This is a genomic window from Mycobacterium sp. NGS62, assembly GCF_059812285.1.
Genome location: NZ_JCALCK010000001.1, coordinates 845,204 through 869,718, shown reverse-complemented (window position 1 = coordinate 869,718; position 24,515 = coordinate 845,204). Strand labels below are relative to the sequence as shown.

Below are 24,515 nucleotides of genomic sequence, written 5' to 3'. Positions count from 1 at the left end.
TCATCCCTTCGGCAGCCCGAGCAGCCGCTCGGCGATGATGTTGCGCTGGACCTCGGATGTCCCCCCATAAATGGTGGCGGCCAGGGCGTCTTGACGTTCGAACAGCAGGTCCGGATCGCCGATCGAATCCGGTCCGGCCGCCGCGGCGCTCAATTCCCAAACGCGTTGCAAAGTCACCGATCCGAGCAGTTTGAGGATGTCGGCTTCTGGAGAGGCCCGGTTAGCCAGTTCATTGTGTAGCGCCCGGTATCCAGTGGCGCGCAGCGCCTCGGCGTCGGCGAGTAATGAGCCGAGTTCGCTGAAGATGTCGTCGCCTTCGGCGCCCCGGACGGACGCCAGACCGCGGTGGATCTCGACCCAGTTCATGATCCAGATCATCTGTCGCTCGTGCTGCAGCGACGCCAATGCCACGTGCCAGCCGCCGTTGCACGGGCCCAACAGATCGGCCACCGGCACTTCGACGTCGTCGAGGAAGACCTCACAGAACGTCTCGTCGGAGATCGACGCCATGCGGATGGGCTCGATTCGTACGCCGGGCGAATGCAGATCCAGGACCAGGCAGGAGATCCCGCGGTGTTTGGGTGCTGTCGGATCGGTGCGCGCGTACAGCGTGCACCATCGCGACAGATGCGCCTGGGTGGTCCAGATCTTGTGACCGTTGACCCGAAACACATCGCCGACACGTTCGGCGCGGGTACGCAGGCCGGCGAAGTCAGATCCGGCCTCCGGCTCGGACATGCCCAGCGCCCACCACTCGTCACCGCGCAGCAGCGGTACCAGCAGCCGGTCGATCTGGTCGGGTGTGCCGAACTGGCGGATCGCCGGTGCCGCGACGTTGGGGCCGGCGATGTTGGGCAGCTTGGGTGCTGAGCGCATTGCTGCCTCGAGCCGGATTTCCATCGCATCGCGCAGCCCCAGCGAGCGTCCGCCGTGTTCGCGCGGCCAGGTCGGCTGCAGCCAGCCGGCCTCGAACGCGGCTCGCTGAAAGTCGCGGCGCAGCGCCAAGTCCCAGCGGTATTCGCGATAGCGCTCCGTGTAGTCAGCCGGCAGAAAATCGGTTAACCAGCAGGCAAATTCCGCGACGGCATCGCTCGGCGCGCTCATGCGGCGTCTCCGGCGAATTGGCGGCCGACGGCGTGGTAGAGCGCACGGGAGTCGCCCAGCGCGGCGGCGCCCTGCCATGCGTGCCGCAGATACAAATGGATGTCGTGCTCCCAGGTCTGCGCGATCGCGCCGTGCACCTGAACCGCAGTCCGCGAGCAACTGACGGCAGCGTCGCCGGCGGCCGCCTTGGCCAGCGCCGCGGCGGTCCAGCCGGCGGCCGGCGTGACGGCGGGATCGTCGAGGCGGGCGGCCGCGGCATAGGTGAGGCTGCGTGCGCGCTCCAGGCTGACGTAGTTGTCGGCCAGCGCATGCTTGATGCCCTGGAAGGCGCCGATCGGCTTGCCGAATTGCAACCGCGTCTTGGCATGCTCGACGGATCGGGCCAGCACGGCGCCGGCCACGCCAACCAGCTCGGCGGCGGCGGCCAGCAGCGGCAGCGCCAGCGCCGATTCGACGTCCACCGGTGCGACGGCCACCGGCGTCGTGTCGATCTCGACATCGGCGACCGGTTGGGCGGCGTTGATGCATTCAAGCGGTTCCACCGTGACGCCAGCGCCGGTGCGTGCGACCGCGGTGACAACTCCCTCTGCTGAGGTGGCCAACGTGACCACCAGTTCGGCGCGGGACAGGTCGGCGACGGCGACCGCCCGCCCCTGCAACCGGCCCTGCTGCAAGGTCATCGGCACACCAGGCAGCCGCGTCCCGGGCGGGTGCACGGCCAGCGCGGCGACGACGCCGCCGCTGATGTCACGCAGCACGTCGTCGACGGCCGAGCCGGCGGCACGCAACACCCCGGCGGCGAGACCGACGCTGGACAGCAACGGAATCGGCGCGATAGCGGCCCCGCACTCTTCCAACACCACCGCCAAGTCGAGACTGCCGTAGTCGCCCGCATCCGATGCAGCCAGCTCCGTCCAACCCAGGTCGACGACGGTTTTCCACAAAGTGCGCCAGCGTTCCGGGTCGGTCATTGCCTGGCGGGCGACGCCGGTGGGGCACTCGGTATGCAGGACGTCACGCACGGTGTCGCGCAGCGCTAGCTGCCCGGGATTCAGCCCGACGTCCATGATGCCTAACATAGCAAAGATAGCAAACTAGCTGAACACCGTTGCTCGTACGACGGTCAACGGAAGGCCGTATGGTGGTCAGCCATGGTCGAGTGGTTTTTGTTCCTGCCGCAACTGCGGTTGCCGATCGCCGACATTGTGGATCGCGCCCGCCACGCCGAGGCCAGCGGTTTCGACGGCATCGCATTCATCGACCACCTCGAGGCGCCGGGGCTGCCCGATGAAAGCATCTGGGAGGCAATGACTGTCGCAACGTGGGTAGCTGCCGCAACCGAGCGGTTGCGGATCGGTCATCTCGTGCTCTGTGACGCCTTCCGTCATCCGGCGGTACTGGCCAAACAAGCCGTCACGCTCTCGGCGGCCTCGAACGGGCGATTCGAGCTCGGCCTCGGCTCCGGCTCCTGGCCCGCTGAGTTCGCCAGGTTCGATGTCGGCCAGCAAGATCCGGTTGCCCGAGTCGAGCACCTGGGGCGCCACCTCGAGTTGATCATGCAGTACTGGGGGCGGGGCGAAGGCCCCGAGCGAAGCCAGCAGCCACGGCCTGAACATCCCATCCCGTTGATTCTCGGCGGCACGGGACGGCGGACGATGAAACTCGTTCGCCACTACGCGGATTGGTGGAACGTGCCCGCCAACCACATCGATCGGCTGTCGCAGCTGGCGCCCGACGCGTCACCGGCACGGGTATCGGCCCAGCAGATGGTGGGTTTCGTGTGCGACGGCGCCGACCCGGCCGCGGTGCGCGAGGTGAGCACTCGGCGGTTCGGCTACCTGGGCCCGGGCCTGGTCTGCGGTGACGCCGTGGAGCTGATCGGACATTTCGCCGGCCTGGCCGCCCTGGGCGTCGAGCGCTTCTACGTCTGGTTCGCCGACTTCGCCGCTCCCGAATCGCTGCACGAATTCGGCGAATCGGTGATCAACGCCTTTCCTGCGCGGCGCGGCGGCGAGCCTCGGTAGGCACCACCGGATCGCGGGCGAACGGACCTCGACGTACGGCGTTCAGCCGTATCTCCGGTAGATCCACTGACGGGTCCACGGTATCGAGCCAGGCGACAGTGTCGGCAACGTCGGCGACCTGGATGGCATACATCTCGAACGGAACATCCTGCAGCATCTCGGTTTCCACTGGCCCCGGCGTCACGAGATGAACACAGATGCCGTCCCGGTCGACTTCGAGTGCCAGCGCCCGGGCGAACGCGTTCATCCCGGCTTTGGATGCCGAGTAGGCGGTACGGGCCATCATCGGCTCGTGTGCGGCGGATGAGGAAATAAACACCAGCCGCGAACCGGCTCGCATCCGTGGCAGCACGGCGGCGGTCACCACGAAACAGGAGTCCAGGTTGGCCGACATGATCGCCCGCCACTGCTCGAATGTCTGCTTGCGCGCGTAGGTGCCACCGAGCGTTCCGGCCGCGTGCACGACCAGATCAATCCGCTCCAGCGGAGCTATCGCCTGCTCGAACCCAATCGGGTCGGCGGCGTCGGCAGTGATGTAGCGTGCTCCGATCTCGTCCGCTGCGGCCCGTAGCGGGGCGTCGCGGCGCGCAGTGAGCACCACGTCGTAGCCGTGCTCGGATAGCTTGCGAGCGCAGGCTTTGCCGATTCCGCCACTACCGCCGATGACCAGTGCGGTGCGCACGGGCGCCTCAGAGATGGCGACTCTCCCGCGGCCGGGACAGAGCCTGCGGCGACAACGCATAGATCCGGTGGTCGTCGCGACCGGTCAGCACATAGGTCTGCGTGTCGGCGACGTGCCGGGCGGCGATCCGACGGGCTCGGTCGACATCGCCCGCTTCGATCGAATCGGTCAATTTGACGTGCGTGTTGAGCACCGCGCGGCGTTTGGCCAGCGAGGGATATGTGCCCTTGGCAGTACTTTCCTCGGCCCACTGTTGTTCGTGGCTGGTCCACAACGTCTCCAGGCTGCCGACCACCGCGAGCATGGTGTGGTTTCCGCAACCGCGAACGAGAAGGTTGTGAAACTGGCGGCCGATTTCGGTGAATTGCCCACCGTCGTCGAGGTGAGCGGCCATCGCGTCGTTGACCTTCTTGAGCTCGGGCACCACGGTGTCGGCGCGGTCGGGCCGTTGGGCAGCCAGTGCCGCGCAGACCGGTTCGAGCTCACGCAGCGCCGCGCCCAGGTCGGCGAGACCGACGTTCTCGCTTTGCAACAAGAGCCCGAGCATGTAGGCGGCACTGGTTTTCGCCGGTGCATGCACGACGGCGCCGCCCCGATTGCCGCGGCGCACCGAAACCAACCCCTCAGTCTCCAGAATGCGCAGCGCCTCGCGCAGCGAGACCAAGCTGACGTTGAACTGCTCGACGAGCACCTCCTGGCGCGGTAGCAGGTCACCGTCGGCCAATTCACCGTCGATGATCTGGCGTCGCAACTCGTCGGCGACGATCTCGGCTATCCTCGGCGCCGACAACCGGCGTCGGGCCTCAGGGCCAATTCCAAGTGCTGTCATACGATTCCAGGAGCGAATGATCCGACGAAGCGCACGGCCGCCAACCCGCGAACTCCATTGGATGCAATCTTAGCAGTAATGGCACAATAGCCAGGTGGACGAGAGGCCGGACCGTCGTCCGACACCGTTGGCCGACCTGCGCGTCGTCGAAATCAGTGATCGGATTGCCGGCAGTTATTGCGGGAAGCTGTTGATCGACGCCGGCGCGGATGTCCGTAAAATCGAGGCGCCGCAGGGGGATCCGATCCGGCGGTTCAGTGCCAGCCGTTCGCCGGTTCCGGACGGGACCGACGCACCGCTGTTCGGCTACCTCAACGCAGGCAAGCGCAGTCTGATGCTGCCGCCCGGCGACAGCCGAATCCACGCTGAACTCGCCGGCGCCGACATTGTGGTGCTGGCCGCCAGCCGGTCGCAGGCGAACGAATTGGGCATCGACCCGCAACATTTGCTGGCCGAGTGTCCGCATGTCGTACTGGTCACCATCTCTGACTTCGGATGGAGCGGCCCGTACGCCGAGCGCGCCGCCAGCGAATTCACCCTGCAGGCGTGGGCCGGCTCGCCCGGGTTCCGCGGTGACCCGGCCGGGCCGCCGATCGCGATCGGCGGCGACGTGGGGGAGTACATGGGCGGGGTGTTCGCCGCGTTCGGCGCGCTGGCGCTGCGCCGCCGGGTCGAGCGCGGCGGAGCCGGTGAGCACCTTGACCTTTCGATGCTCGAAGCGATGACGCTGATGCAGAGCGGTGAATGGCTGCACTCGCAGTTGCTGCAGGTGCCACCGGTCACGCGTACCGTCGAGGTGCCGTCGATCGAGGCGGCCAAGGACGGCTACGTGGGCATCACCATGGTCACCGGCCAGCAGTGGCTCGATTTCGCTGCGATGGTGGACTGCCCGGAGCTGACCGAAATCCCGCAGCTGCGGTTCCAGATCGGCCGGTGGGAATACCGTGATCTGATTCGCGACCGGATCGGTCCGTGGTTTGCCGAGCGCAGCGTCGACGAGATCGTCGAACTCGGGCAGCTGTTCCGGTTGCCGATCGCCGCATTGGGCAACGGCTCGACCATCCGCGACCTGGACTACGTGACCCAGCGCGCAGCGTTCGTGCGCAACCCGGCCGGGTTTCATCAGCCGCGCCCGCCTTGGTTGATGTCGCGGTGCCAGCCGGCGCCGGTGCGCGGCACACCTGGCCTCGGCGAGGCGAACGGCGAATCACCCTGGCCCACGCGCGAACCCGGTACGCGGCAGGCGGATCACCGGTTGCCACTCGATGGTGTCCGGGTGGTTGACCTGACCGCGTTCTGGGCCGGGCCCGCCGCGACGCATCTGTTGGCCGCGTTCGGAGCCGACGTGGTCAAGGTGGAGTCGATCCAACGTCCGGACGGCATCCGGTACTCGGGCGGGATGCGCACCGACGTCGAGGACTGGTGGGAGTACGGCTGGGTGTTTCACGCGATGAACACCAACAAGCGCTCGGTGACCCTCGATCTCGAGTCGGACGAGGGCCGTCGCCAGTTCACGACGCTGGTGGCTGGTGCCGACGTCGTGATCGAGAACTTCTCGCCGCGGGTGATGGACCACTTCGGGCTTACCGCAGAGGTGCTGCTGGCCGTCAACCCGAAGCTGGTTGTTGCCCGGATGCCGGCGTTCGGACTTGACGGACCGTGGCGCGACCGGGTCGGTTTCGCGCCCACCATGGAGCAGATCGGCGGCTTGGCCTGGGTGACCGGACTGCCCGACGGCCCGCCGGTCCCGCCGCGCGGCGCCTGCGATCCGCTGGCCGGTATTCACGCCGCGTTCGCCGTGCTGGCGGCTCTGGGATTCGCGGAACGCACCGGGGCCGGCCAACTCGTCGAGCTGCCGATGGTTGAAACGGTGTTGAACGCCACCGCGATTCAGCCGATGGAAGCCGAGGTGTTCGGCGTGACGCTGAGCCGTCAGGGCAACCGCGGTCACAGCTGGGCGATCCAAAACCTTTACCGCTGCCTCGGGGACGATGCCTGGATTGCGGTCACCGTGAGCACTGATGGGCAGTGGCGGGCGCTGGTCGAGCTGATGGGTCGACCGGCCTGGTGCGACGACCCCGGCCTAGTCATGGTCGCCGACCGCCGGGAGCGGGGCGACGAGATCGATCGTCGGCTGGCCGACTGGTTCGCCGGCCAGGAGTTGCGCTCCGTGGTGGAGCAATTGGCGGGGGCGGGCCTTCCTGCCGCACCGGTCGTGTCGCCGTCGTTGGTGACCGAGAATCCGCAACTGATCGAGCGGGGATTCTTCGAGGCGTTAGATCACCCGCGCACCGGCACCGGCTGGTATCCACGTCCGCCGTTCGCCCCGCTTAGCGGGCAACGCCGCTGGCTGTTGAGCGCTCCGCCGACCCTCGGCGAGCACAACGAAGAAATATTGCGCGACCGGTGTGGACTCACCGACGCTGACCTCGCCCGTCTGAGGTCGGCCGGCGTGATCGGGACGAGGCCCAAGGGGCTATGACGCGGGCGAGTTGAACGTGGGTTTGGCGGTCAACATCACCGGGATGCGAAGCGTTTTGCCGCCGGCGACCGGGACCCGGATGCCGAAGTACACGACGTGCACGTCGAGGTTCAGTTCCAGCCGCATCTCCCGCAAGGGCTGGGTCTGAATTCCCAGGTTCATTTCCCGCAAGCGCGCCAGCCCGCGTCCGGTGGACTCGTCCGGCAGCCCCGGTTTTGGATTCGTCGGTTTGCCCTTCTTCGCGATCGGCGTTGTCATGCCGCAACTCTACTCTTTAGGAAAGCTACCGAACGATGCAAACCGCCTTGAGCAGCGGTTATGCACCTGCCCTGCCGCTCATTGTGGCTTCTGCCAATATCCTCGATGATGGTGAAGTGAGCGACGGACCCAGACTAGGAGCAACTCGATGCGAGTAACCGTCGACGAGTCGTTGTGTGAGGCCAACGGCTTCTGCGAGTCTTTAGCGCCTGACGTATTCGAGATCGGCGACGCGGAGGTCGTACAGATCGCCGAGGGCCCGGTGCCCGAGCACTTGGAGATCGACGTTCGTGCCGCAGTCGACCAGTGCCCGAAGGCGGCCTTGCGGATCGTCGACTAACGCGCTCTCAGCGAGATCGCCATCTCGTCGTAGATCGACATGTTGGTGGCCAGGCTGGGGTAGGCCACGGTGGCCGGCCCCAACTCGATGTTGTCGCAACGCAACAGCAGTTCGTCGAACACGGCGCGCAACTCGGCGCGCGCCAGCATCGCGCCCAGGCAGTGGTGCGGTCCGCCGCCGCCGAACGCCACGTGCGGGTTGGGCTGACGGCCGATGTCGAAGCGAAACGGCTCCTCGAAAATCTCTTCGTCGCGGTTGGCCGAGCGCAGCATCGACACGATGCGCTCGCCTGCGGGGATGTGCTGGCCGTCCATCTCGATGTGGACCTTGGTGGTCCGCGTCCAGTAGGCCACCGGTGTCGCCCAGCGCAGCACTTCCTCCACAGCGCTCGCCCGCACCGTCTCGTCGTCGCGGTAGCGCTCGATCTGCTCGGGGTTGGCGACGAATGCCTGCAGTCCGGCGGCCAACGCGTTCTTGGTGGTGTCGCTGCCGGCGAAGGCCAATACGAAAAAGAAGATCTCGAGTTCGTTGGGGGGCAACCGGAATTGCTCCCCATCCTCGCCGGTGATCACCGCTGAAGCCAGCGTGCTCCAGATGTCGTCGGCGGGATTGCGCCGCTTCTGGTCGGTGAGGTCGAGCGCATAGCCGAAGATGGTGGCGTAGAGGTCGAGCTCTTCTTGCTGCGACAGTCGGGTCTTCGGCGAGCGGGCGGTCAGAATGCGGTCGAAGGCGTCGAAGATGCGGGGCCGATCCTCGTCGGGCATGCCGATGATGTCGCCGATCACGGTCATCGGCAGAGCGTCGGCGACGTCGGCGATCCAATCACCGCCGCCGCGGCTCAGTAGGTTGTCGATCATCCGCGCGGCCCGGGCTCGGATGCCGTCCTCGAGTTGGGCGATCGCCCGTGGCGTGAACGCGCTCGAGATGAGCTTGCGGCGCTTGTTGAGTTCCGGCGGGTCCATGTTGATGATCGTCGGATACGACGAGAACGTGTCGAGCGGCTGGATCAGTGGGCCGTCCTTGGCCGTGAATGAGTCGGCGTCGCGATGGATGCGCACGGCATGGCGATGCTTGGTGGTCATCCAGAATTCGCGTTGAACACCCATCTTGGCGGCACCGGGCGTGAGGTCGTGCCGGAAAAGCGGGCGGTTGCCTCGTAGGTCAGTGAACAGCACGTCCGGAAAGCCGTTATGCCACAGAGCGAAATCTGACAGATCCAGCTCGGCTGTCGTCATGGTTCTGGGGTCACCCATCTAGTGCGTCGCGGCCACAGCCATGGCGAGCGCCAAGACCGCAATCTTTGCTATTTAAGCATAATAGGGCTCACCGGGCCGCCTGGCCAGCCCTCCGCACCAATTAGTGGGTTGATTTGCTCAACTTTACTGATGCGTCTCCTGCGCATCCCAGACACGCTGGAGCGCCCTTAGTTGTCTGTTTCCTCGGTTGTCGGTGCATGAGCAGATACATATGCAACGACACTACTTTCGCGCGCATTCCGTTCGGCCTACAGCGGTAGATCACGGAACCCATTGACAGTTGTGGGCTGTGAGTGTGATAGTTCACTGGTCTTAAGTGAAAACATCGTTTTCGTAGAAGGGCCCCACGATGTCCGAGGGTGGGCTGCGCGGATGACGGGCGGGCCGCAGAAGCTGTCGTGGTTGCCGTTTTCCATCGCTGAGGCGTCTTATGCAGCTGGCGGCGGCAACGACGACCTCGACGTGGCGCACGCCTGGGAGCATCTCCTCGACCGGTTGAAAGCAGCGTCACAACTTGTGAAGGGCAGTCCGTTCGCCCGGAACCAGCTCGATCTGGCGTCGGGAATGCGACACCTATTGGTCCTGCTGGCAATGGGGATCGACGAGGCGCTGCGATTCGATCCAGATCCGGTCCTTGGTGTTTCACGGACATCTACCGACGACGCTCTGACGTGGGGCATGGACTGCCCGGACGCGATCTACTCCCGCGCGATGCTGCGTGGCGGAGAGACGTATCGCTTATTCGGTAACCGCGGCACTGCCCGTTATGTCGGACTGCAGACCATGAACGGGATCGTCGCAACCACGAACGTCTTGGTCGATGAGCTCGAGGTAGGTGCAGACGGCGACTTCGACGTCATCATCTCAGCGGACGAGCACGACGGTAACTGGATGCAGATCGACGGTGACAGCCCCACTTTGGTTGTCCGCCACTTCTTCTACGACTGGAACACCGAGGTGCCGTCTTCGCTGCGGATCGAACGGGTCGGCGTAACCGCGCAGCGCAATGCTTCACCGATCAATCATGATGTGGTGGTCTCCCGGCAGTTGGTGGCACTGGGCGAGTTCGTGCATGACAACCTGAAGTTCTTCCATGACTGGGGTAGCACACCGACCGCCAACGGGTTTCTGGCACCCATGAACCTTTCCGCGGTCGGCGGGGCGGCGGAAAACCGGCCTGTCATCGGCCGCTGGGAGCTGGCGCCGGATGAAGCGCTGATTCTCGAGGTGGAACCGCCCACGGGCGTCTACTGGAGCTACTCGCTGGGCAATCCCTGGTGGGAGACAATCCATTACGGCCGGCACCAATCAAGCCTCAATGCTCACCAAGCAGTTATCGACTCGGACGGGCTTCTCCGGGTGGTCGTGTGTTCGCGCGACCCCGGGGTTGCGAATTGGCTCGATACCGCCGGTTACAGCAACGGCGCGATGATCCTGCGTTGCGTGCGCACCGACACAGCTCCGACGCCGGCCACCCGAGTGGTGAAGTTCGACGACCTCGAGTCGGCGCTTCCTGCAGACACCACAATGGTCACGGCCGAGGAGCGGGCGGCAATTGTCACAGCACGCCGCCGCGCCGTACACGACAGGTTCGCATGGTGAGCTTTTCGGTTGATGAACTCGAGGATGGCGCTCGCGCTGCAACGGGTCTGGACGACTTCGGTTCGCCCTACTACCGCGAAGGCTTGGAGCGCACTGTCGAGGCGTTGAACACCGAGGCCGGCCTCAACGAGCTCGGGCAGGTGATCCAGCACGCGACCATCAGCAATGCCCTCATACAGCGCCTGAAGATTGAAGACACCTACAAGCAGCATCCGGAGATCGACAACGAGGTCGTCGAAGGACCGGTCTTCATCATCGGTTTGCCGCGCACGGGGACAACGGCTTTGAGCCAGCTAGTAGGAGCCGATCCCCAGTTCCGTTCATTGCGGATGTGGGAGTCGCAGGCCCCCACACCGCCGCCTGAGGCGACCACCCAACATAGTGACGCCCGCATTGCAGCGGCCGAGGCCGGGCTCACCATGCTCTACGAGATGTTTCCGCTCATGGAAACTCTGTACAACTCGGAAGCGACCGCGGCGACCGAATGTCAGGACCTCATGGGAATGAGTTTTCGCACGGTACATTTCGACGGTGTTGTCCGGGTGCCGAGATACCTGGAGTGGGTTTTGACGTGCGACATGTGCGAGACCTACACCTATCACCGACGAGTCCTCAAACTCCTGCAATGGCACTGTCCACCCAGGCTGTGGCACCTCAAGACACCCGTACACATGTTCTCACTCGACGCGCTCGTCGCGGCATACCCGAATGCCAAATTCATGTGGAGTCATCGCGATCCGGCTAAAGTGCTGGCATCGGTGTGCAGTCTGATTCGGTATGTCCGCGGCTGGAGCAGTGACCGCGATGACGCTGAGGAACTCGGCGCCGAGCAACTCGAGTGCTGGGCAGAAGGGGTCCGGCGCGCGATGGATTTCCGCAGGCGGAACGATGACGACCGCTTTGCCGACGTGTCATTCGCCGAGCTGCAGACCGATCCGGTCAACACACTGAAGAACAGCTACCAGCGGCTCGGTCTGACCTTCACCGACGCCACCCGCCGAACAGTGCAGCAATGGGCTGCTGAACACACGCCGGGATCTCGCGGAGCACATGAATACCAGCTTTCTGATTATGGTCTCACGCCCGAGCGCGTTCGGGAACGCTTCACCGAGTACCTCGCGACCTACGATGCCACCGCCTGATTCGATAGCCTCCGGGGCGGTTGAAACTGGGGTCCCGAGACGAAAACGACGGGCGCCGAACGCGAGCCCGGGCGAACGGATCGCCCTGGTATCCGCCGCTTCGAAAATCATTCGGGAACAAGGAGCCCGCGAACTGACCGTCGCGGAGGTGCTGAGCCGTGCGAAGCTGGGAACCCGCGCGTTTTACCGGCACTTCGACTCGAAAGACCAATTGGTTCAAGTCATCTTCCTGGAGATGGCTCGCGTCGAAAGGCTCCGACTACGCCGCAAGATGGGATCGGCATCGAATCCGGTTGATGCGGTGGCAGCATGGATCGACGGGCGGCTCGATCTGGCTTTTGACGACGATGTCCGGTCCGACCTTCGCACCCTGTCTCTGGAGGCCCAAACGCAGATGTTTGCCGCGCCTGAGGCGGTGAGCCCGGCATACCGGGAGATGCTGGCGCCGCTCATCGAGCAGCTCGAGCTTGGCAAGCAGCAGGGGATCTTCACCGACATCGATCCGGTGACCGATGCGGAGTTGTTGCAGGGCGCCATCTGGGCCTGCCTCGAACGGCAATGGGCTACCGGAAATTGCCATCGCGGCAAAATCCGGAAAGTGGCCCAGCGCTTCTGCTTGAGCGGCCTGGGCGCCCCGCCTGCACTGATCGCGGCGGTTATCGGCCAGGACTGACTCAACCACGGCAAACATCGACTCGAGGAGACGTCATGGATCTGGGTTTGGCCGGCTCGAAAGCCGTTGTCACAGGCGGCAGTAAGGGAATGGGACTGGCCATTGCCGAGACGCTCGCCTCAGAAGGTGCGAGCGTAGCGGTCATGGCAAGAGGGAAAGCGGCGCTAGACGCCGCGGTGGAATCCCTGCAGCGGGCGGGAGCGCCCGACGCCGTCGGAATCAGTGTCGACATGTCCGATGCCGATTCGATCGCTGCCGCGTTCGGGGTCGTCGCCCAGCGTTGGGGCGAATTCAACAGTTTGGTCCACACGATCGGCCCGGCGGATGGGTACTTCGAGCAGATGGACGATTCAGATTGGGACGCGGCCTTCGCCCTCGGCACCATGTCGGGCGTGAGATCGATCCGCGCCGCACTGCCTATGCTGCGAGCCGCCGACTGGGCGCGCATCGTGACATTGTCCGCGCATTCGATCCAACGGCAAAACCCGCGCATCGTCGCCTATACCGCCTCGAAAGCGGCGTTGAGCAGCGTGACCAAGAATCTGTCGAAAAGCTTGGCCAAGGATGGCATCTTAGTGAACTGCGTGTGCCCGGGGACCATCGTGACCGCGAGCTTCACCGAGGTTCTCAAAGATGTCCTCGCGGCCGACGGGCTCGACGCCGCAAATCCAACCGACGTGATGAAGTGGATCGACGACAACTTCCATCAGCCATGTGACCTTGGCCGGGCCGGGCTACCCGAGGAAATCGCCTCCATCACCACCTATCTGGCTTCCCGACGCAACGGATACGTGACGGGCGCGACGGTCAATGTCGATGGCGGCTCAGACTTTGTCTGACGTGCGCTCTGGAGGTCGCCGAGGTGTTGACTTAGAATACCTAAAATAGCAAAAATAGGTCACTAGCAAGGCCCATGGATGTGGGCATTTGTCGTGCGTACGCTCGATGTGAAGCCGCCGGGCGGCCGCGGGGGTGGTCGAAGGGCCACCAAATTTATCGCCAGGTTGTGTGAGAGCGGAGAGGCAGTGACGCACACGGTTTCGGACGCAGACCCATCTGAACGCGAATTCGGGCCAACCGGTATTGCGCTGTCGAAGTACCGATTTCCGACCGGGTGGTTCATCGTCGGCTTCGCCTCCGACCTGGCCGCCGGAGACGTCAAGCGGGTGCACTACTTCGGCGAGGAGTTGGTGCTGTTTCGCACCGAATCCGGCGACGTGCATGTGCTGGACGCATACTGCCAGCACCTGGGCGCGAACATGGGCGTCGGCGGCACGGTGGAGGGCGAGAACATCGTCTGCCCCTGGCACGGTTGGCACTGGCGCGGCGACGGAACTAATGCGCTGATCCCGTACAGCAAGATCGGCTGCAAGCAAAACGTCCGCATTCGCACCTACCCGAGTGTCGAGTGGTACGGCTTCATCCTGGTCTGGCACGAGCGGCATGGCCGGTTGCCGTACTGGCAGCCGCCGGTGCTGGCCGAATTGGAGACCGACGAGTACTACCCTCTGCACCCGCATAGCCGGATGCTCAACCGGGTCAAGGTGCACGCACAGATGATCATCGAGAACGCTGCCGACCCCTACCACGTGCAGTACGTGCACAAGGCCGCCAACCCGGCCAACACTGCCTCGTTCGAGGTGTCCGGCTACCATCTGCACGCCACCGTCAACGCCCACTTCGGCGGCGGCCGTGCCCAGACCTGGCTGACCCCTAACGGCCCGGTCGACGCCAAAATCATCTACGACAACTACTCGCTGGGCCTGGGGGTCGTACGGTTTCCCAGCGAGCTGGTCGCCACCATCCAAGTCACCGGGCAGACACCGGTCGACGAGGACTACACCGACTACTTCTACACCCAGGCATCGGTGCGCGACCCCGGCGACACCGGTGATGCGCCCAGCGGGCGTGCCGCGAGATTCCTTGCGCTGCAACAAGAAGTCATCAAGCAGGACTTCTTCACCTGGGAGAACATGAAGTATCTGGAAAAGCCCAATCTCGCACCCGAAGAAGCGCATGACTATGCCGCGCTGCGTCGTTGGGCACACCGCTTCTATCCGGGCGAACACCGCGCGCCTGATGACTTCGGGTACACCTCCGACGGTCAGCCCGACCCGGCGGCCGCGGACGCCTGATGCCCGCCGGGCCCGCTGAGTTCGGTGTGGCGGAATTCAGCGTGCCAGCGGTGCTCGATCGTCGCGCCCAGCAGTACCCCGACCGGGTGATGATATCGATCGCCGGCAACCCGGTGACCTTCGAGCAGATGCGCCAGCGGTCCTGCGCGGCAGCGAACCTCCTGCACGACATGGGTATTGGCCGCGGGGATTGCGTCGCACTGTTCACCGCGACCTGCCCGGAATGGATCTACTTCTGGCTGGGCGCCGCACGGATCGGCGCGGTGACCGCCGCAGTGAACGCCGCCAACAAAGGCGAGTTCCTACTGCACGCACTTCGGTTGTCACAGGCGCAGGCGATCATCACCGATGCCGAAAGACGTGCGCGCGTCGATGAGGTCGCCGACCGGCTGCCGAAGCTGAAAGGAATTCTGGTCCGGGGCGAGACGCTTGATGCCGTGCTGAATCGGACCGGGCAACCGACCGGCCATCCGGGCGGAGCCCGACAGGTCGGGTCGCTGTTTTTCACCTCGGGCACCACTGGCCCATCGAAAGCCGTTGCCACCAGCTGGCACTACTTGTTCACCGCGGCGTCGACAGTTGCATCCGCGTGGAAGTTCCGTGCGGGCGAGGTGTTGTGGAGCGCCATGCCGCTGTTTCATCTCAGCGCGGCCCCGATGGTGCTGGCACCCATGCTGGTCGGCGGCACCACTGTGCTGGCGTCGGCTTTTCACCCGGCGACGGTATGGGACGAGGTCCGAGCATGCGGTGCCATCGGCTTCGCGGGTGCCGGAGCGATGGTGTCGATGCTGTGGAATCAACCGCCAGACCCGCGTGACGCGCAGTTACCGCTGCGGTTCATTTCCGCGGCGCCGATCGACGCCGCAATCTATCGCGACATCGAAACGCGCTACGGTTGCCGTGTTGTCACGATGTACGGCATGACCGAGGCCTTCCCGATCGCGGTCAAAGCTGTCGACGACGACGGGGTGCCCGGTACGTCGGGCCGGCCGAACCCGAGCTTCGACGTCGCGATCCTGAACGCGAACGGCGATCCGCTGCCGCCCGGCGAGGTGGGCGAAATCGCGTGCCGAGGCCGTTTTCCGTACGTGATGAGCGAGGGGTATATCGACTCCGACGGAACGGTCCAGTCGCACCCTGAGTGGTTTCGCACCGGAGACCTCGGCGTGCTCGATGAGAACCACAACCTGACTTACCTGGACCGGCTGAAGGATTCGCTGCGCCGGCGCGGCGAGAACATCTCGTCGGTCGAAATCGAAACCACGGTCATGGCCCACCCGGTAATCGCCGAGGCCGCCGCGGTCGGGGTGCCCAGCGAGCTGGGCGAGGACGACATCCTGCTGATCGTGAGACTGGAACCACAGTCGTCGTTGGATTACACCGAACTGCTGGACTTCTGCTCGGTGCGGATGCCGTACTTCTGCATACCGCGCTACGTCGAGGTCGTCGACGACATCCCCAAGACCATTATCGGGCGGGTACGCAAAGACGTACTGCGCGCCCGAGGTCTGCGGCCCGGGGTCTGGGACCGCGAAAGCCACGGATACATCGTCAGCCGATGACATTGGGAGAACCACGATGACTATGACCTATCAGCAACAGTATGTACTGGACGGTGTTGCGGGTCGCGCCGCGATATTGGATCTCACCGCACGCCACAACCGGTGTTATTCCGACGGCGACCGCCATGGCTGGATTGCGACGTTCCGCCATTCCGGGGCAAGTTTCACTCGCAGCGGTGAACAGTTCAACGATCTAGCCGCTGGTTTCGACGGTGGTGGCGGGCAGCGACTGGTCTGCGTAGACCACGAGATCAATGTCGATGGCGTCGAGGCAACCCAGCGCTGCGTCGCGCTGCTGTTCGCGGTGGGCGACGATGGTGTCAGCACGCTGCTGGCCACCGGCACCTATCGCGACCGACTGGTCTACGAGCGCGGTGGCTGGTACTTCGCTTCCCGTGAGCTGCAATGGGATTCGACGCCCGCCCACGTGTGATGATCCCCCAACTCGCCTTTGGCAGCTATGAGGACGCGCTGCGGATGGTGGGCACGTCAGCCGAGCCACGCACGGCAGAAGCCGTGATCAGTGCCGCGCGAATCCAGTTGTTCGCCTCGATGGTCCGTGACGGTAATCCGTCGTACTGGGACACCGACTTCGCCGGCGAGACCTGGGGAGGGCTGTTGGCTCCACCGGGGCTGCTGATGGGATGGTTGACCCCACCGCCATGGGAACCCACCGACGGACCGCGAGTGTCAGCGATTGCGCTACGGGTACCGCTGCCGGGCACCACGTTCATCAACGCCGCCAACGAAGGTGAGTTTTTGCTGCCGATCGTCGAGGGGGATCGATTGACCGTCGTCGAGCAGGTGGTATCGGTGTCGCCGGAAAAGCGGACCAGGCTCGGCGTCGGCCATTTCGTCGAGACGCTCGACACTTTCAGCCGGCAGGACGGTGCGGTGGTGGCCCGCAACCGAAACACATTGTTCCGCTTCACCCCTGAGCGGACGCCGTGAGTGTGCAATGGCAGCAACTCAGCGTCCCGCTCGAGCTGCCGGAGGTGGTCGACGAGATCGACTACCAGCGTGTGGTGATGAACTCCGGTGCGACCTGGGATTATTTCCCCGGCCACTTCGACCCTGGCTACGCCAAAAGCCACGGTCACCCAACAATTTTCGTCAACACCATGCACCTCGCCGGCTTCGCCGACCGGATGGCCACCGATTGGGCCGGCCCGCACAGCCGGGTGGTGCGCCGAAAGATGACGCTGACCGGTTCCATCTATGCGGGGGACAGCATGGTCGGGCGCGGTCGCGTCGTCGCCAAGCGCTGCGACACCACCGTAGACCCGCCCCGCTACCTGGTGGATCTACAGATCGACGTGATCAACCAGAACGGTGAGCTGTGCTGTCCGGTCGAACTCACGTTGCAGGTACCGGGATAACCGAGATGGTCCATGGCGGAGGAAACCTGCATTTAGCGGTGTGTCGTAGATTTGGCGAGGCGGTTCGCGCTGCGGACGGTAATTGGGATCGTCGCACCCCGTGTGATGCCTGGGATGCCAGACGAGTGCTCGAGCACGTCATCGGTTTTCACGACGCGCTACTGCTACGGCCACTGGGCCTGAAGCCGGAGCGGCCGCGGAACGACCCGCAGGTTCGGTGGGCGCTGACCTACGACCACCTGGAACAGGCGTTTGCTGCCGGGCTGTTCCAACGCGTCGTTGACGTACCCGCGGTGGGCAGCAATCCGGCGACGCGGTTGGACGCACGCGCGCTGGTGCCGAACCTGACCCGCGATGTCGTGGTGCACACCTGGGACCTCGCTCGCGCCGTAGGAGCCGATGACCGGCTCGACCTTCGCTGGTGCGAGCACTTCTACGCGGAACTGCCGGATGATCCCGAGGCTTTGACCGCATCAGGGATGTTCAATGCACCAGTTGATGTCAACGATCAGGCCGATGCGCAGTCGAGACTTCTTGCTCGGCTCGGCCGCGATCCCGCGTGGCAACCGATGGACTAAGACGCGGACAGCGGCGGCATCACCCCCTTGCTGACCACCGTCTGCAACTCGACGTATTCGGCCAGACCCTCCGGACCGAACTCACGTCCGATGCCGGATTGCTTGAAACCGCCGAACGGAGCGCCAATGTCGAGCGTGTACATGTTGATTCCGTAGGTGCCGGTGCGCACACCTGCGGCGATTTCCAAGCCGTGGGCGACATCGGCGGTCCACACCGATCCGGCCAGCCCGTAGTCGCTGTCGTTGGCGATACGCAGCGCGTCGTTCTCGTCGCGGTAGGTCAGCACCGTCAGCACCGGACCGAAGATCTCTTCACGCGCGATGCGCATGTCGTTGGTGGCGTCGGCGAACAGCGTTGGTTGCACATACCAGCCGCGATCGCTCGGGCTGTCCTTGCCGCCGAGCACCATGCGGGCGCCCTCTTCGATTCCCGAGCGGATGTAGTCCTGCACCCGATGTTGTTGGCGTTGAGCCACCAGCGGGCCGACATCGGTCGTCTGATCGGCCGGATCGCCGACCTGCAGACCCGACATCATTTCGGCCAACGCGTCGAGGACGTCGTCGCGGCGCCGCTCGCTCACCAGGATGCGGGTCTGCGCCACGCAAGCCTGTCCGTTGTTCATCAGGCCGGCGGTTTTGAGTCCGGCGACGGTTTTGCCGATGTCGGCGTCGTCGAGAATGATCGCCGCCGATTTGCCGCCCAACTCCAGGCTGACGCGTTTGAGTTGCTCGCCGCAGATCGCGGCAATGCGACGGCCGATGGCGCTCGACCCGGTGAACGCGATCTTGTCCACGCCGGGATGACGAACCAGCGCCTCGCCGACGTCGCGGCCGCCGGTGATCACCGACACCACACCCTCAGGCAGCTCCACCTGCTCGAGCATCTCAGCCAACCACAGTGCGTCCAAGGGCGTTTCCGGCGCCGGTTTGACGACGACGGTACAGCCCGCGATCAGGGCGGGAATCAGCTTGGGCATGATCAAGAACTGCGGCACATTCCAGGGCACGATCGCGCCCACCACCCCGACCGGCGCCCGGCGCAGATGTACTTCGCCGAGCACACCTTGGCGGCGCTCGGCCCACGGAAAGTCGCGCGCGGCCGCCAGCGCGAGGTGCATCATCGACGCCGCCCCGGCCGCCTGGCCCAACCGGCTGAAGCTGCGCGGCGAACCCATCTCGGCGGTGATCAGATCGGCCATCTCGTCGATGTGGCCGGCATAGATTGCGGCGAGTTGCTCGACTTTGGCCATCCGCTCACCCGGGTCGAGCCGCGGCCACGGCCCATGGTCGAAGGCCTGCCTGGCCGCGGTCACCGCCGCGCCGACATCCTCTGGGCCGGCGCACGGAGCCTGGCCGACCGGCTCTTCGGAATGCGGCGAGATGACCGTCAGCCGCTCTCCGGTCGCGGGTTTGCGCCAGCGCCCGCCGATGAAAAGCTCGTCATACGAACGGTGTTCCGTCATCGGGCACCACCTCGGGGAGGTCAAATCTGCTATTGCTGCTAACATAGCAAAAAAACAGACCAACAGGCGATCGTGCGTGCTGCGAAGCCGGGTGCAGCGGGGCGCCGCAAGAACCGAGTGAGGCTGCCGTGAAATCCGACTGGCGTGGCTACCCGTTCCAGTTGGTGCCCGACGACAGCATGCTGGAATTCCCCGCCGCCGAAGGGCAGCACACTGACCACGAGTCGGATACTTGGTTCATCGCCGGGGAACTGACCGCGGCAACTGGGCGATCATTTGCGTTTCTGACCATCTTCAACAAGAACCGTCCCGGTGGGACGGTGGTCGCCGACTTCTACACCATGGCGCTGTTCGACTGTGACGCAGGGACATACGGAACCTATACCGACTACGACATGCCGCCGGCCAACGTGAATACGGACGCGCCCCCCAAGTTGTCGGCCACCGCCGGGTATCTCGACGTTCAATACCGAAGCAGCGCCGGCGCCGCGGCGTGGACGAGTTGCCGCGGCGACGACGGTGAACTGTTGCCCTACACCTATCGACTGAATTTGGTCGGCACGGACCAGGCGGGTCAGACGATGGCGCTGGATTTGACCGTCACACCGACCCGAGCGCCGGTTCCGCTGGGCGCGTCAACATACAACGGGCGCATCGCCTGTTTCGGCCAGCACGACACGTATTCGTATTTCCAGACCCGGATGGCGATGACCGGAAGCCTGCGCTGGGGCGACGTTCGCGAACAGGTCACCGGCAGCGCCGGTCACGTCGATCGACAATGGTTTCCCCGCTACGCGGGCGGAGGGGGGACCGGCGGAGATCCACGCGCCCGCTCACACGAATGGCGCACGATCAACCTGGACAACGGTGTGGATTTGAGCATCTGGCGACAGTTCGACCGCATCAACAACAATGCCCTGCAACCGTTCTCGGGCGTGACGGCCAGCTATCCAGAAGATCAGCCGCAGTGCGCCGAGGATGTCGAGGTCGTCGTCGAGAGTTATGTGCGCTGGCCGGATTCAGTTCGCCCACTGGTCCCGCCGCTGGCCACCGACCGGTTCATGCCCGATCGCCACCGCCTCAGCTGCGCCACACTGCAACTGGATCTGGTGGGCGAGCCGCTGGTGGCCGCCCCGGCGCATGCCTTGCCGATCGAATACATGGAGGGGCCATACCGCTATCACGGCACCTTCCACGGAGAGCCGGTGAGCGGCTTCGGGTTCTACGAGCGCTCGCTGGCGCTCTACCGCGACTGGGAACTGACCGAGGTTCACGCCTAGAACGAGGCGAGCGCCTCCGCCCAGTTGAGGTGACGATGTTGCAGGCCGGGCTCGTTGCGGCCGAACAACACCTGATCGCGTACACCGGACTCGAGGTTGGCTTGCAAGCCTTCCACAAGTCGGTAGTCCTCGTCCCGCACCGTGGCGTGTGCGTAGTCGAAGACAGCTTGCGCGCCGGCGGCAACGGATTCGTCGGCGAGGTCCAGCGGTGTCGAGTTCTGGTGAACGGTAATCGATCTGCCCGGTTTGTCACCTGGGTAGATGCGAAACAGCTCGCCATTGGCGATGGTCACCGACAACACGATGTTGGGAAACAGCGCATAGATCACCACCATGTTCTGGAACGGGTCCCACTGGTCTTCGGGAACGTTCTCCAGATCGAGGATTGAGTTGAGCGGAAAAATCAACCGGTGGTGCGGGCCGAACGCATCGAACACCGTGCAGTTGCTGCGTGCGATGGTGGCGAACGTCTGGCGGTGCACGGTGGCGAAATGGTAATTCTCCGAAAAGGTGTCGACAGCCAGCTTCCAGTTGATCGGCGAGTCGAGCACCTTTTCGCCCAACGGGGACCACCGTCCGATGCCCCACGAGTCGAGTTCCTCGGCCAGTGAACCCAGATGTCCGGCGACATCTAGCGTTGCGCCCGGCTCGAGTGATACCCAAAGGAATCCGGCAAACTCGGTGGCCGCCAACTCGGTGAGCCCGTCCGACTTCACATCCACAGTTGGAAAGCCTTCGCGACCGGGCACCGCTACCAGCCGCCCGGCGTTGTCATAGGTCCATGCATGGTAGGGACAGGTGAACCGTTTCGCGGTACCGCAGCCACTCGCCACCTGCGACTGCCGGTGTAAGCAAACGTTGTTGAACGCCTTGACCGTTCCATCAGAGATCCGCGTCAGCAAGATTGAGCGCCCCATCACGGTCTTGGTGCAGTACGAGCCCGGGGACGGCAACTCGGAGACATAACCGACCAGCTGCGGGCTGGCCAGCAGCATCGCAGTGTCGCGCTCGTGACGGTCGCTCGAGGTGTAATCGCGTGCCTCGACGGTATGTACGGCCGGCGCAAGGTCGGTGGTCTTGTCCCGGGCCAACTTCACCGCACGCCGGGTCAGGTCGATGAGCTGGTCACGGTCCATACCCTTAGTACACACCTTCCGATGGTCGTAGGGTCGGCGGACTGACCTACTTGAGCCGTAGGCCCGGCTCGTGTGATGGCAATGGGGTGGGCGTAGCGGTAGAAGCAGGGGAGGGTGTCACCGACGACGGGGGCTGTTGCTCACCTGGGAAGAGCCACGTCACGAAGATGAAGGTTGCGGCCACCGCCAGTGTCAAGACGACCAAGGTGAGGACGACTGCCCTCCGTATTGGGTGACGTCGACGCAGCTGCCGCCGCTGCCACGGGGCTGGCATCTCCTGCGTTGGGCGCCAAGAGTCAAGCCAGCCCGCATCGCGCGCACCCGATAGATGTCGGACCGGCCGCGTAGGGAGGGCCTCGGGGGGCTGTCGTGCAGTGACGGGGTTGGGCGCCGCGCGCGCCTGCCTGGTGGCCGCATCAGTGTGCGCTTTTGTGGGAGCAGATGAAGCGACATAGCAGGGATCGAGCGCGTTGGCGAAGTCCTGACAACGCGGGAATCTGTCGGCGGGGTTCTTGGCGAGGGCGCGGAAAAGGGCGGCGTCGAAACCGGCGAGCTCCGGCCTGATCTCACTCATCCGCGGCGGTGGCTCGTTGAGGTGCTTGCCGATCATTACGGCCGGGTTGCTGCTTTGGAACGGTGGCGACCCGGTCAACAGGTGAAACGCTGTCGCGGCCAATGCATATTGGTCGGCCCGCTCATCCATTGGATGGCCCATCAGCTGCTCGGGTGCGGCGTAGCTGACAGTGCCGACAGTGGTGTCCGTCTGCGTCAATCCGCTGATGTCGTCGAGGCGACGCGCGACACCGAAATCCGCCAGCAGTATTCGTCGTTTCCCACATTTGGGCCGGCTCAGAAGAATGTTGCCCGGTTTGACATCCCGGTGGCACAACCCGTGACTGTGGGCATAGTCGAGAGCCTCGCCGATCGCGCAAATGATCTCGACAACCTCGCTAGGCGGCATCCCGGTCGGATAGCTGTCGCGCAACAGTCGAGCGGTGTCGGCGCCGTCGACGTAGTCCATCGAAATCCACAGCCGACCGTCGGACTCGCCCCGGTCATGCAGGCCCACGATGTGTGGGTGCCACAGTGTCGCCGCCAAGTCGGATTCTCGGTTGAACCGCTCGCGGAACTCGGGGTCAGCCGATACGTCTGCCGCCAGAACCTTGAGTGCTTCCCGGCGCGGTAACCTCGGGTGCTCGGCCAGGTAGACCTCACCCATTCCGCCGGTGCCAATCAGCCGGATAATCCGGAATCCAGCAGCCGTTGCGCCATTCGTTAACGCCACGGGCAGATTTCCATCAGTTGGCGTGCTCTCCATCCGCTGTCTGCAGGTAGGGGACAGCACCATGCGCTGGTATCGGCCGTTGGTGCACGCCTCGTGACCTCGACCCCCAAGGAACAGTTCCGAAGCCGTCCAGAAAAGGTTCCTAAGCGGCGCGCCGCCCCCGCAACCGCTGTTGTATACCCGCCGCCGGCGGGTTAAACCCAGGCTGGCAGCGAATCCGACGGCCACACGCTCACCGACACCCAGATACAGCTGTGACCCGTGGCGTCAGTGTGGTTAATGATGCATTTGTCGTACTCTGTGACTCGTGTCAATATCTCGGCGCGACGTGCTCAAATACGCGGCCGCGACGCCGGCTCTGCTCGGTTTGGGCGCCGGCGGCTCCGCAGTGTGCGCCGCCGTCGCCTCGGCGAGCCCGCTGGGCATCCTGCTCGACTATGCGGCCGGGGTCATCCCGGCCAGCGACATCAAGGCCGCCGGTGCGGCCGGGGCCATCCGCTACGTCTCGGATCGCCGGCCCGGAGGCGCCTGGATGCTGGGCAAGCCGATTCAGCTGCCCGAGGCACGTGACCTCTACCAGGGCGGTCTGAAGATCGTGTCGTGCTACCAGTACGGCAAGCAGGACACCGCCGACTGGCTGGGCGGCCAAAACGCCGGCGTCACTCATGCCAAGCGTGGATGGCAGTTGCACACCGCCGCCGGGGGGCCGGTGGGCGCTCCGATCTACGCCTCAATCGACGACGACCCGTCCTATGAACAGTACAAACAGCAGGTCGCACCGTATCTGCGCGGCTGGGAATCCGTGCTCGGCCGCCAGCGCGTCGGCGTCTATGCCAACTCCAAAACGATCGACTGGGCCCTGCAGGACGGCCTGGGCTCGTATTTCTGGCAGCACAATTGGGGCTCGCCGAAAGGCTTCACCCATCCGGCCGCCAACCTCCATCAGGTCGAGATCGACAAGCGCAGCGTCGGCGGCGTCGGGGTGGACATCAACAACATCGTCAAGCCGCAATTCGGGCAGTGGAACTGAGCCTGGTCACTGGCGCCGCAACACTGTGGGCAAAGCTGACTCGCGGGTAAGTTCCAGCAAACTTCCGCCGCGCTCTCGGGTTCCGCTGATCGCCAGACGACCAGACAACCGGCGCAGTCACAAGCCGACGCCGCAGCTCAGATTTTGCGCATAACGATTTAATAACAATACTGCCGTGATCTGCACTGTTGTGCCTACTCGACCGTAACCACCTGCATGCAGCAGGTTTGGTCCGGACGCTTCCGGGCGCGGTTCGACGGCGTGTTACCCACGTA

At 64.5% G+C, this 24,515-nt stretch carries 23 protein-coding genes and 2 pseudogenes; 16 read left to right on the top strand and 9 right to left on the bottom strand.

Annotated features, from left to right (window positions below; all coding sequences use genetic code 11):
- Both AC5Y49_RS04025 and AC5Y49_RS04020 read right to left on the bottom strand, forming a co-directional pair.
- The gene (locus AC5Y49_RS04025; RefSeq protein WP_499884462.1) at positions 1-1,104 is read right to left on the bottom strand and encodes an acyl-CoA dehydrogenase family protein; all 1,104 of its coding nucleotides are present in this window, start codon (positions 1,102-1,104) and stop codon (positions 1-3) included.
- Complete coding sequence (locus tag AC5Y49_RS04020; protein WP_499884461.1) at positions 1,101-2,171, bottom strand: acyl-CoA dehydrogenase family protein; 1,071 nt, start codon at positions 2,169-2,171, stop codon at positions 1,101-1,103. The genes AC5Y49_RS04025 and AC5Y49_RS04020 overlap by 4 nt, the downstream gene beginning before the upstream one ends.
- An 84-nt stretch (positions 2,172-2,255) precedes the next feature.
- Here AC5Y49_RS04020 and AC5Y49_RS04015 point away from each other — a divergent pair, with 84 nt between their 5' ends.
- Positions 2,256-3,128, top strand: a complete 873-nt coding sequence (locus AC5Y49_RS04015; protein WP_499884460.1) for an LLM class flavin-dependent oxidoreductase — start codon at positions 2,256-2,258, stop codon at positions 3,126-3,128.
- Here AC5Y49_RS04015 and AC5Y49_RS04010 read toward each other — a convergent pair.
- The gene (locus AC5Y49_RS04010; protein WP_499884459.1) at positions 3,088-3,810 is read right to left on the bottom strand and encodes an SDR family oxidoreductase; all 723 of its coding nucleotides are present in this window, start codon (positions 3,808-3,810) and stop codon (positions 3,088-3,090) included. The genes AC5Y49_RS04015 and AC5Y49_RS04010 overlap by 41 nt on opposite strands.
- Positions 3,811-3,817: 7 nt before the next feature.
- Positions 3,818-4,639, bottom strand: a complete 822-nt coding sequence (locus tag AC5Y49_RS04005; RefSeq protein ID WP_499884458.1) for a FadR/GntR family transcriptional regulator — start codon at positions 4,637-4,639, stop codon at positions 3,818-3,820.
- A gap of 94 nt (positions 4,640-4,733) precedes the next feature.
- Here AC5Y49_RS04005 and AC5Y49_RS04000 point away from each other — a divergent pair, with 94 nt between their 5' ends.
- Positions 4,734-7,121: a CaiB/BaiF CoA-transferase family protein gene (locus AC5Y49_RS04000; protein WP_499884457.1), complete on the top strand. Its 2,388-nt coding sequence runs from the start codon at positions 4,734-4,736 to the stop codon at positions 7,119-7,121.
- On the opposite strand, the gene AC5Y49_RS03995 is transcribed toward AC5Y49_RS04000, so the two are convergent.
- Positions 7,116-7,379 (bottom strand): hypothetical protein, encoded by a 264-nt coding sequence (locus tag AC5Y49_RS03995; protein ID WP_499884456.1) that lies wholly within the window; start codon positions 7,377-7,379, stop codon positions 7,116-7,118. The two genes, AC5Y49_RS04000 and AC5Y49_RS03995, sit on opposite strands and share 6 nt — an antisense overlap.
- Positions 7,380-7,527: 148 nt before the next feature.
- On the opposite strand from AC5Y49_RS03995, the gene AC5Y49_RS03990 reads away from it, so the two are divergent.
- A complete protein-coding gene (locus AC5Y49_RS03990) occupies positions 7,528-7,719 on the top strand; it encodes a ferredoxin (protein ID WP_499884455.1) in 192 nt (63 codons plus the stop codon).
- Here the strand turns inward: AC5Y49_RS03990 and AC5Y49_RS03985 are convergent.
- A complete protein-coding gene (locus AC5Y49_RS03985; protein WP_499884454.1) occupies positions 7,716-8,954 on the bottom strand; it encodes a cytochrome P450 in 1,239 nt (412 codons plus the stop codon). The genes AC5Y49_RS03990 and AC5Y49_RS03985 overlap by 4 nt on opposite strands.
- Positions 8,955-9,347: 393 nt before the next feature.
- Here AC5Y49_RS03985 and AC5Y49_RS03980 point away from each other — a divergent pair, with 393 nt between their 5' ends.
- From AC5Y49_RS03980 to AC5Y49_RS03930, 11 genes and pseudogenes are all read left to right on the top strand, one after another.
- A complete protein-coding gene (locus AC5Y49_RS03980) occupies positions 9,348-10,577 on the top strand; it encodes a DUF1214 domain-containing protein (RefSeq protein ID WP_499884453.1) in 1,230 nt (409 codons plus the stop codon).
- Positions 10,574-11,719 (top strand): sulfotransferase family protein, encoded by a 1,146-nt coding sequence (locus AC5Y49_RS03975; RefSeq protein ID WP_499884452.1) that lies wholly within the window; start codon positions 10,574-10,576, stop codon positions 11,717-11,719. The genes AC5Y49_RS03980 and AC5Y49_RS03975 overlap by 4 nt, the downstream gene beginning before the upstream one ends.
- Positions 11,628-11,879 (top strand): annotated as a pseudogene (locus tag AC5Y49_RS03970) (hypothetical protein); the annotation flags it as partial. The gene AC5Y49_RS03975 and the pseudogene AC5Y49_RS03970, both read left to right, overlap by 92 nt.
- A gap of 75 nt (positions 11,880-11,954) precedes the next feature.
- A complete protein-coding gene (locus tag AC5Y49_RS03965) occupies positions 11,955-12,392 on the top strand; it encodes a hypothetical protein (RefSeq protein ID WP_499884668.1) in 438 nt (145 codons plus the stop codon).
- 35 nt (positions 12,393-12,427) lie between these two features.
- On the top strand, positions 12,428-13,231 hold the full coding sequence (locus tag AC5Y49_RS03960; protein WP_499884451.1) for an SDR family NAD(P)-dependent oxidoreductase: 804 nt from the start codon (positions 12,428-12,430) through the stop codon (positions 13,229-13,231).
- 186 nt (positions 13,232-13,417) lie between these two features.
- A complete protein-coding gene (locus AC5Y49_RS03955) occupies positions 13,418-14,527 on the top strand; it encodes an aromatic ring-hydroxylating oxygenase subunit alpha (RefSeq protein WP_499884450.1) in 1,110 nt (369 codons plus the stop codon).
- Entirely contained in the window at positions 14,527-16,089 is a 1,563-nt protein-coding gene (locus tag AC5Y49_RS03950) for an AMP-binding protein (RefSeq protein ID WP_499884449.1), read from the top strand. Before AC5Y49_RS03955 ends, AC5Y49_RS03950 begins: the two co-directional genes overlap by 1 nt.
- 16 nt (positions 16,090-16,105) lie before the next feature.
- Positions 16,106-16,522 carry a nuclear transport factor 2 family protein gene (locus tag AC5Y49_RS03945; protein ID WP_499884448.1) on the top strand — a complete coding sequence of 139 codons (417 nt, stop codon included), beginning with the start codon at positions 16,106-16,108 and terminating at the stop codon, positions 16,520-16,522.
- Entirely contained in the window at positions 16,495-17,040 is a 546-nt protein-coding gene (locus AC5Y49_RS03940; protein ID WP_499884447.1) for an FAS1-like dehydratase domain-containing protein, read from the top strand. The genes AC5Y49_RS03945 and AC5Y49_RS03940 overlap by 28 nt, the downstream gene beginning before the upstream one ends.
- Positions 17,037-17,468 carry a MaoC/PaaZ C-terminal domain-containing protein gene (locus tag AC5Y49_RS03935; protein WP_499884446.1) on the top strand — a complete coding sequence of 144 codons (432 nt, stop codon included), beginning with the start codon at positions 17,037-17,039 and terminating at the stop codon, positions 17,466-17,468. Before AC5Y49_RS03940 ends, AC5Y49_RS03935 begins: the two co-directional genes overlap by 4 nt.
- 5 nt (positions 17,469-17,473) lie before the next feature.
- Positions 17,474-18,046 (top strand): maleylpyruvate isomerase family mycothiol-dependent enzyme, encoded by a 573-nt coding sequence (locus AC5Y49_RS03930; RefSeq protein ID WP_499884445.1) that lies wholly within the window; start codon positions 17,474-17,476, stop codon positions 18,044-18,046.
- Here AC5Y49_RS03930 and AC5Y49_RS03925 read toward each other — a convergent pair.
- Positions 18,043-19,509, bottom strand: a complete 1,467-nt coding sequence (locus AC5Y49_RS03925) for an aldehyde dehydrogenase (RefSeq protein ID WP_499884444.1) — start codon at positions 19,507-19,509, stop codon at positions 18,043-18,045. The two genes, AC5Y49_RS03930 and AC5Y49_RS03925, sit on opposite strands and share 4 nt — an antisense overlap.
- Before the next feature lie 128 nt (positions 19,510-19,637).
- On the opposite strand from AC5Y49_RS03925, the gene AC5Y49_RS03920 reads away from it, so the two are divergent.
- The gene (locus AC5Y49_RS03920) at positions 19,638-20,789 is read left to right on the top strand and encodes a lipocalin-like domain-containing protein (RefSeq protein ID WP_499884443.1); all 1,152 of its coding nucleotides are present in this window, start codon (positions 19,638-19,640) and stop codon (positions 20,787-20,789) included.
- Here AC5Y49_RS03920 and AC5Y49_RS03915 read toward each other — a convergent pair.
- Complete coding sequence (locus AC5Y49_RS03915; RefSeq protein ID WP_499884442.1) at positions 20,786-21,925, bottom strand: aromatic ring-hydroxylating oxygenase subunit alpha; 1,140 nt, start codon at positions 21,923-21,925, stop codon at positions 20,786-20,788. The genes AC5Y49_RS03920 and AC5Y49_RS03915 overlap by 4 nt on opposite strands.
- Before the next feature lie 463 nt (positions 21,926-22,388).
- Positions 22,389-23,243 (bottom strand): annotated as a pseudogene (locus AC5Y49_RS03910) (serine/threonine-protein kinase); the annotation flags it as partial.
- Positions 23,244-23,517: 274 nt separating this feature from the next.
- On the opposite strand from AC5Y49_RS03910, the gene AC5Y49_RS03905 reads away from it, so the two are divergent.
- Complete coding sequence (locus tag AC5Y49_RS03905; RefSeq protein WP_499884441.1) at positions 23,518-24,240, top strand: glycoside hydrolase domain-containing protein; 723 nt, start codon at positions 23,518-23,520, stop codon at positions 24,238-24,240.
- The last annotated feature ends 275 nt before the right edge of the window (positions 24,241-24,515 follow it).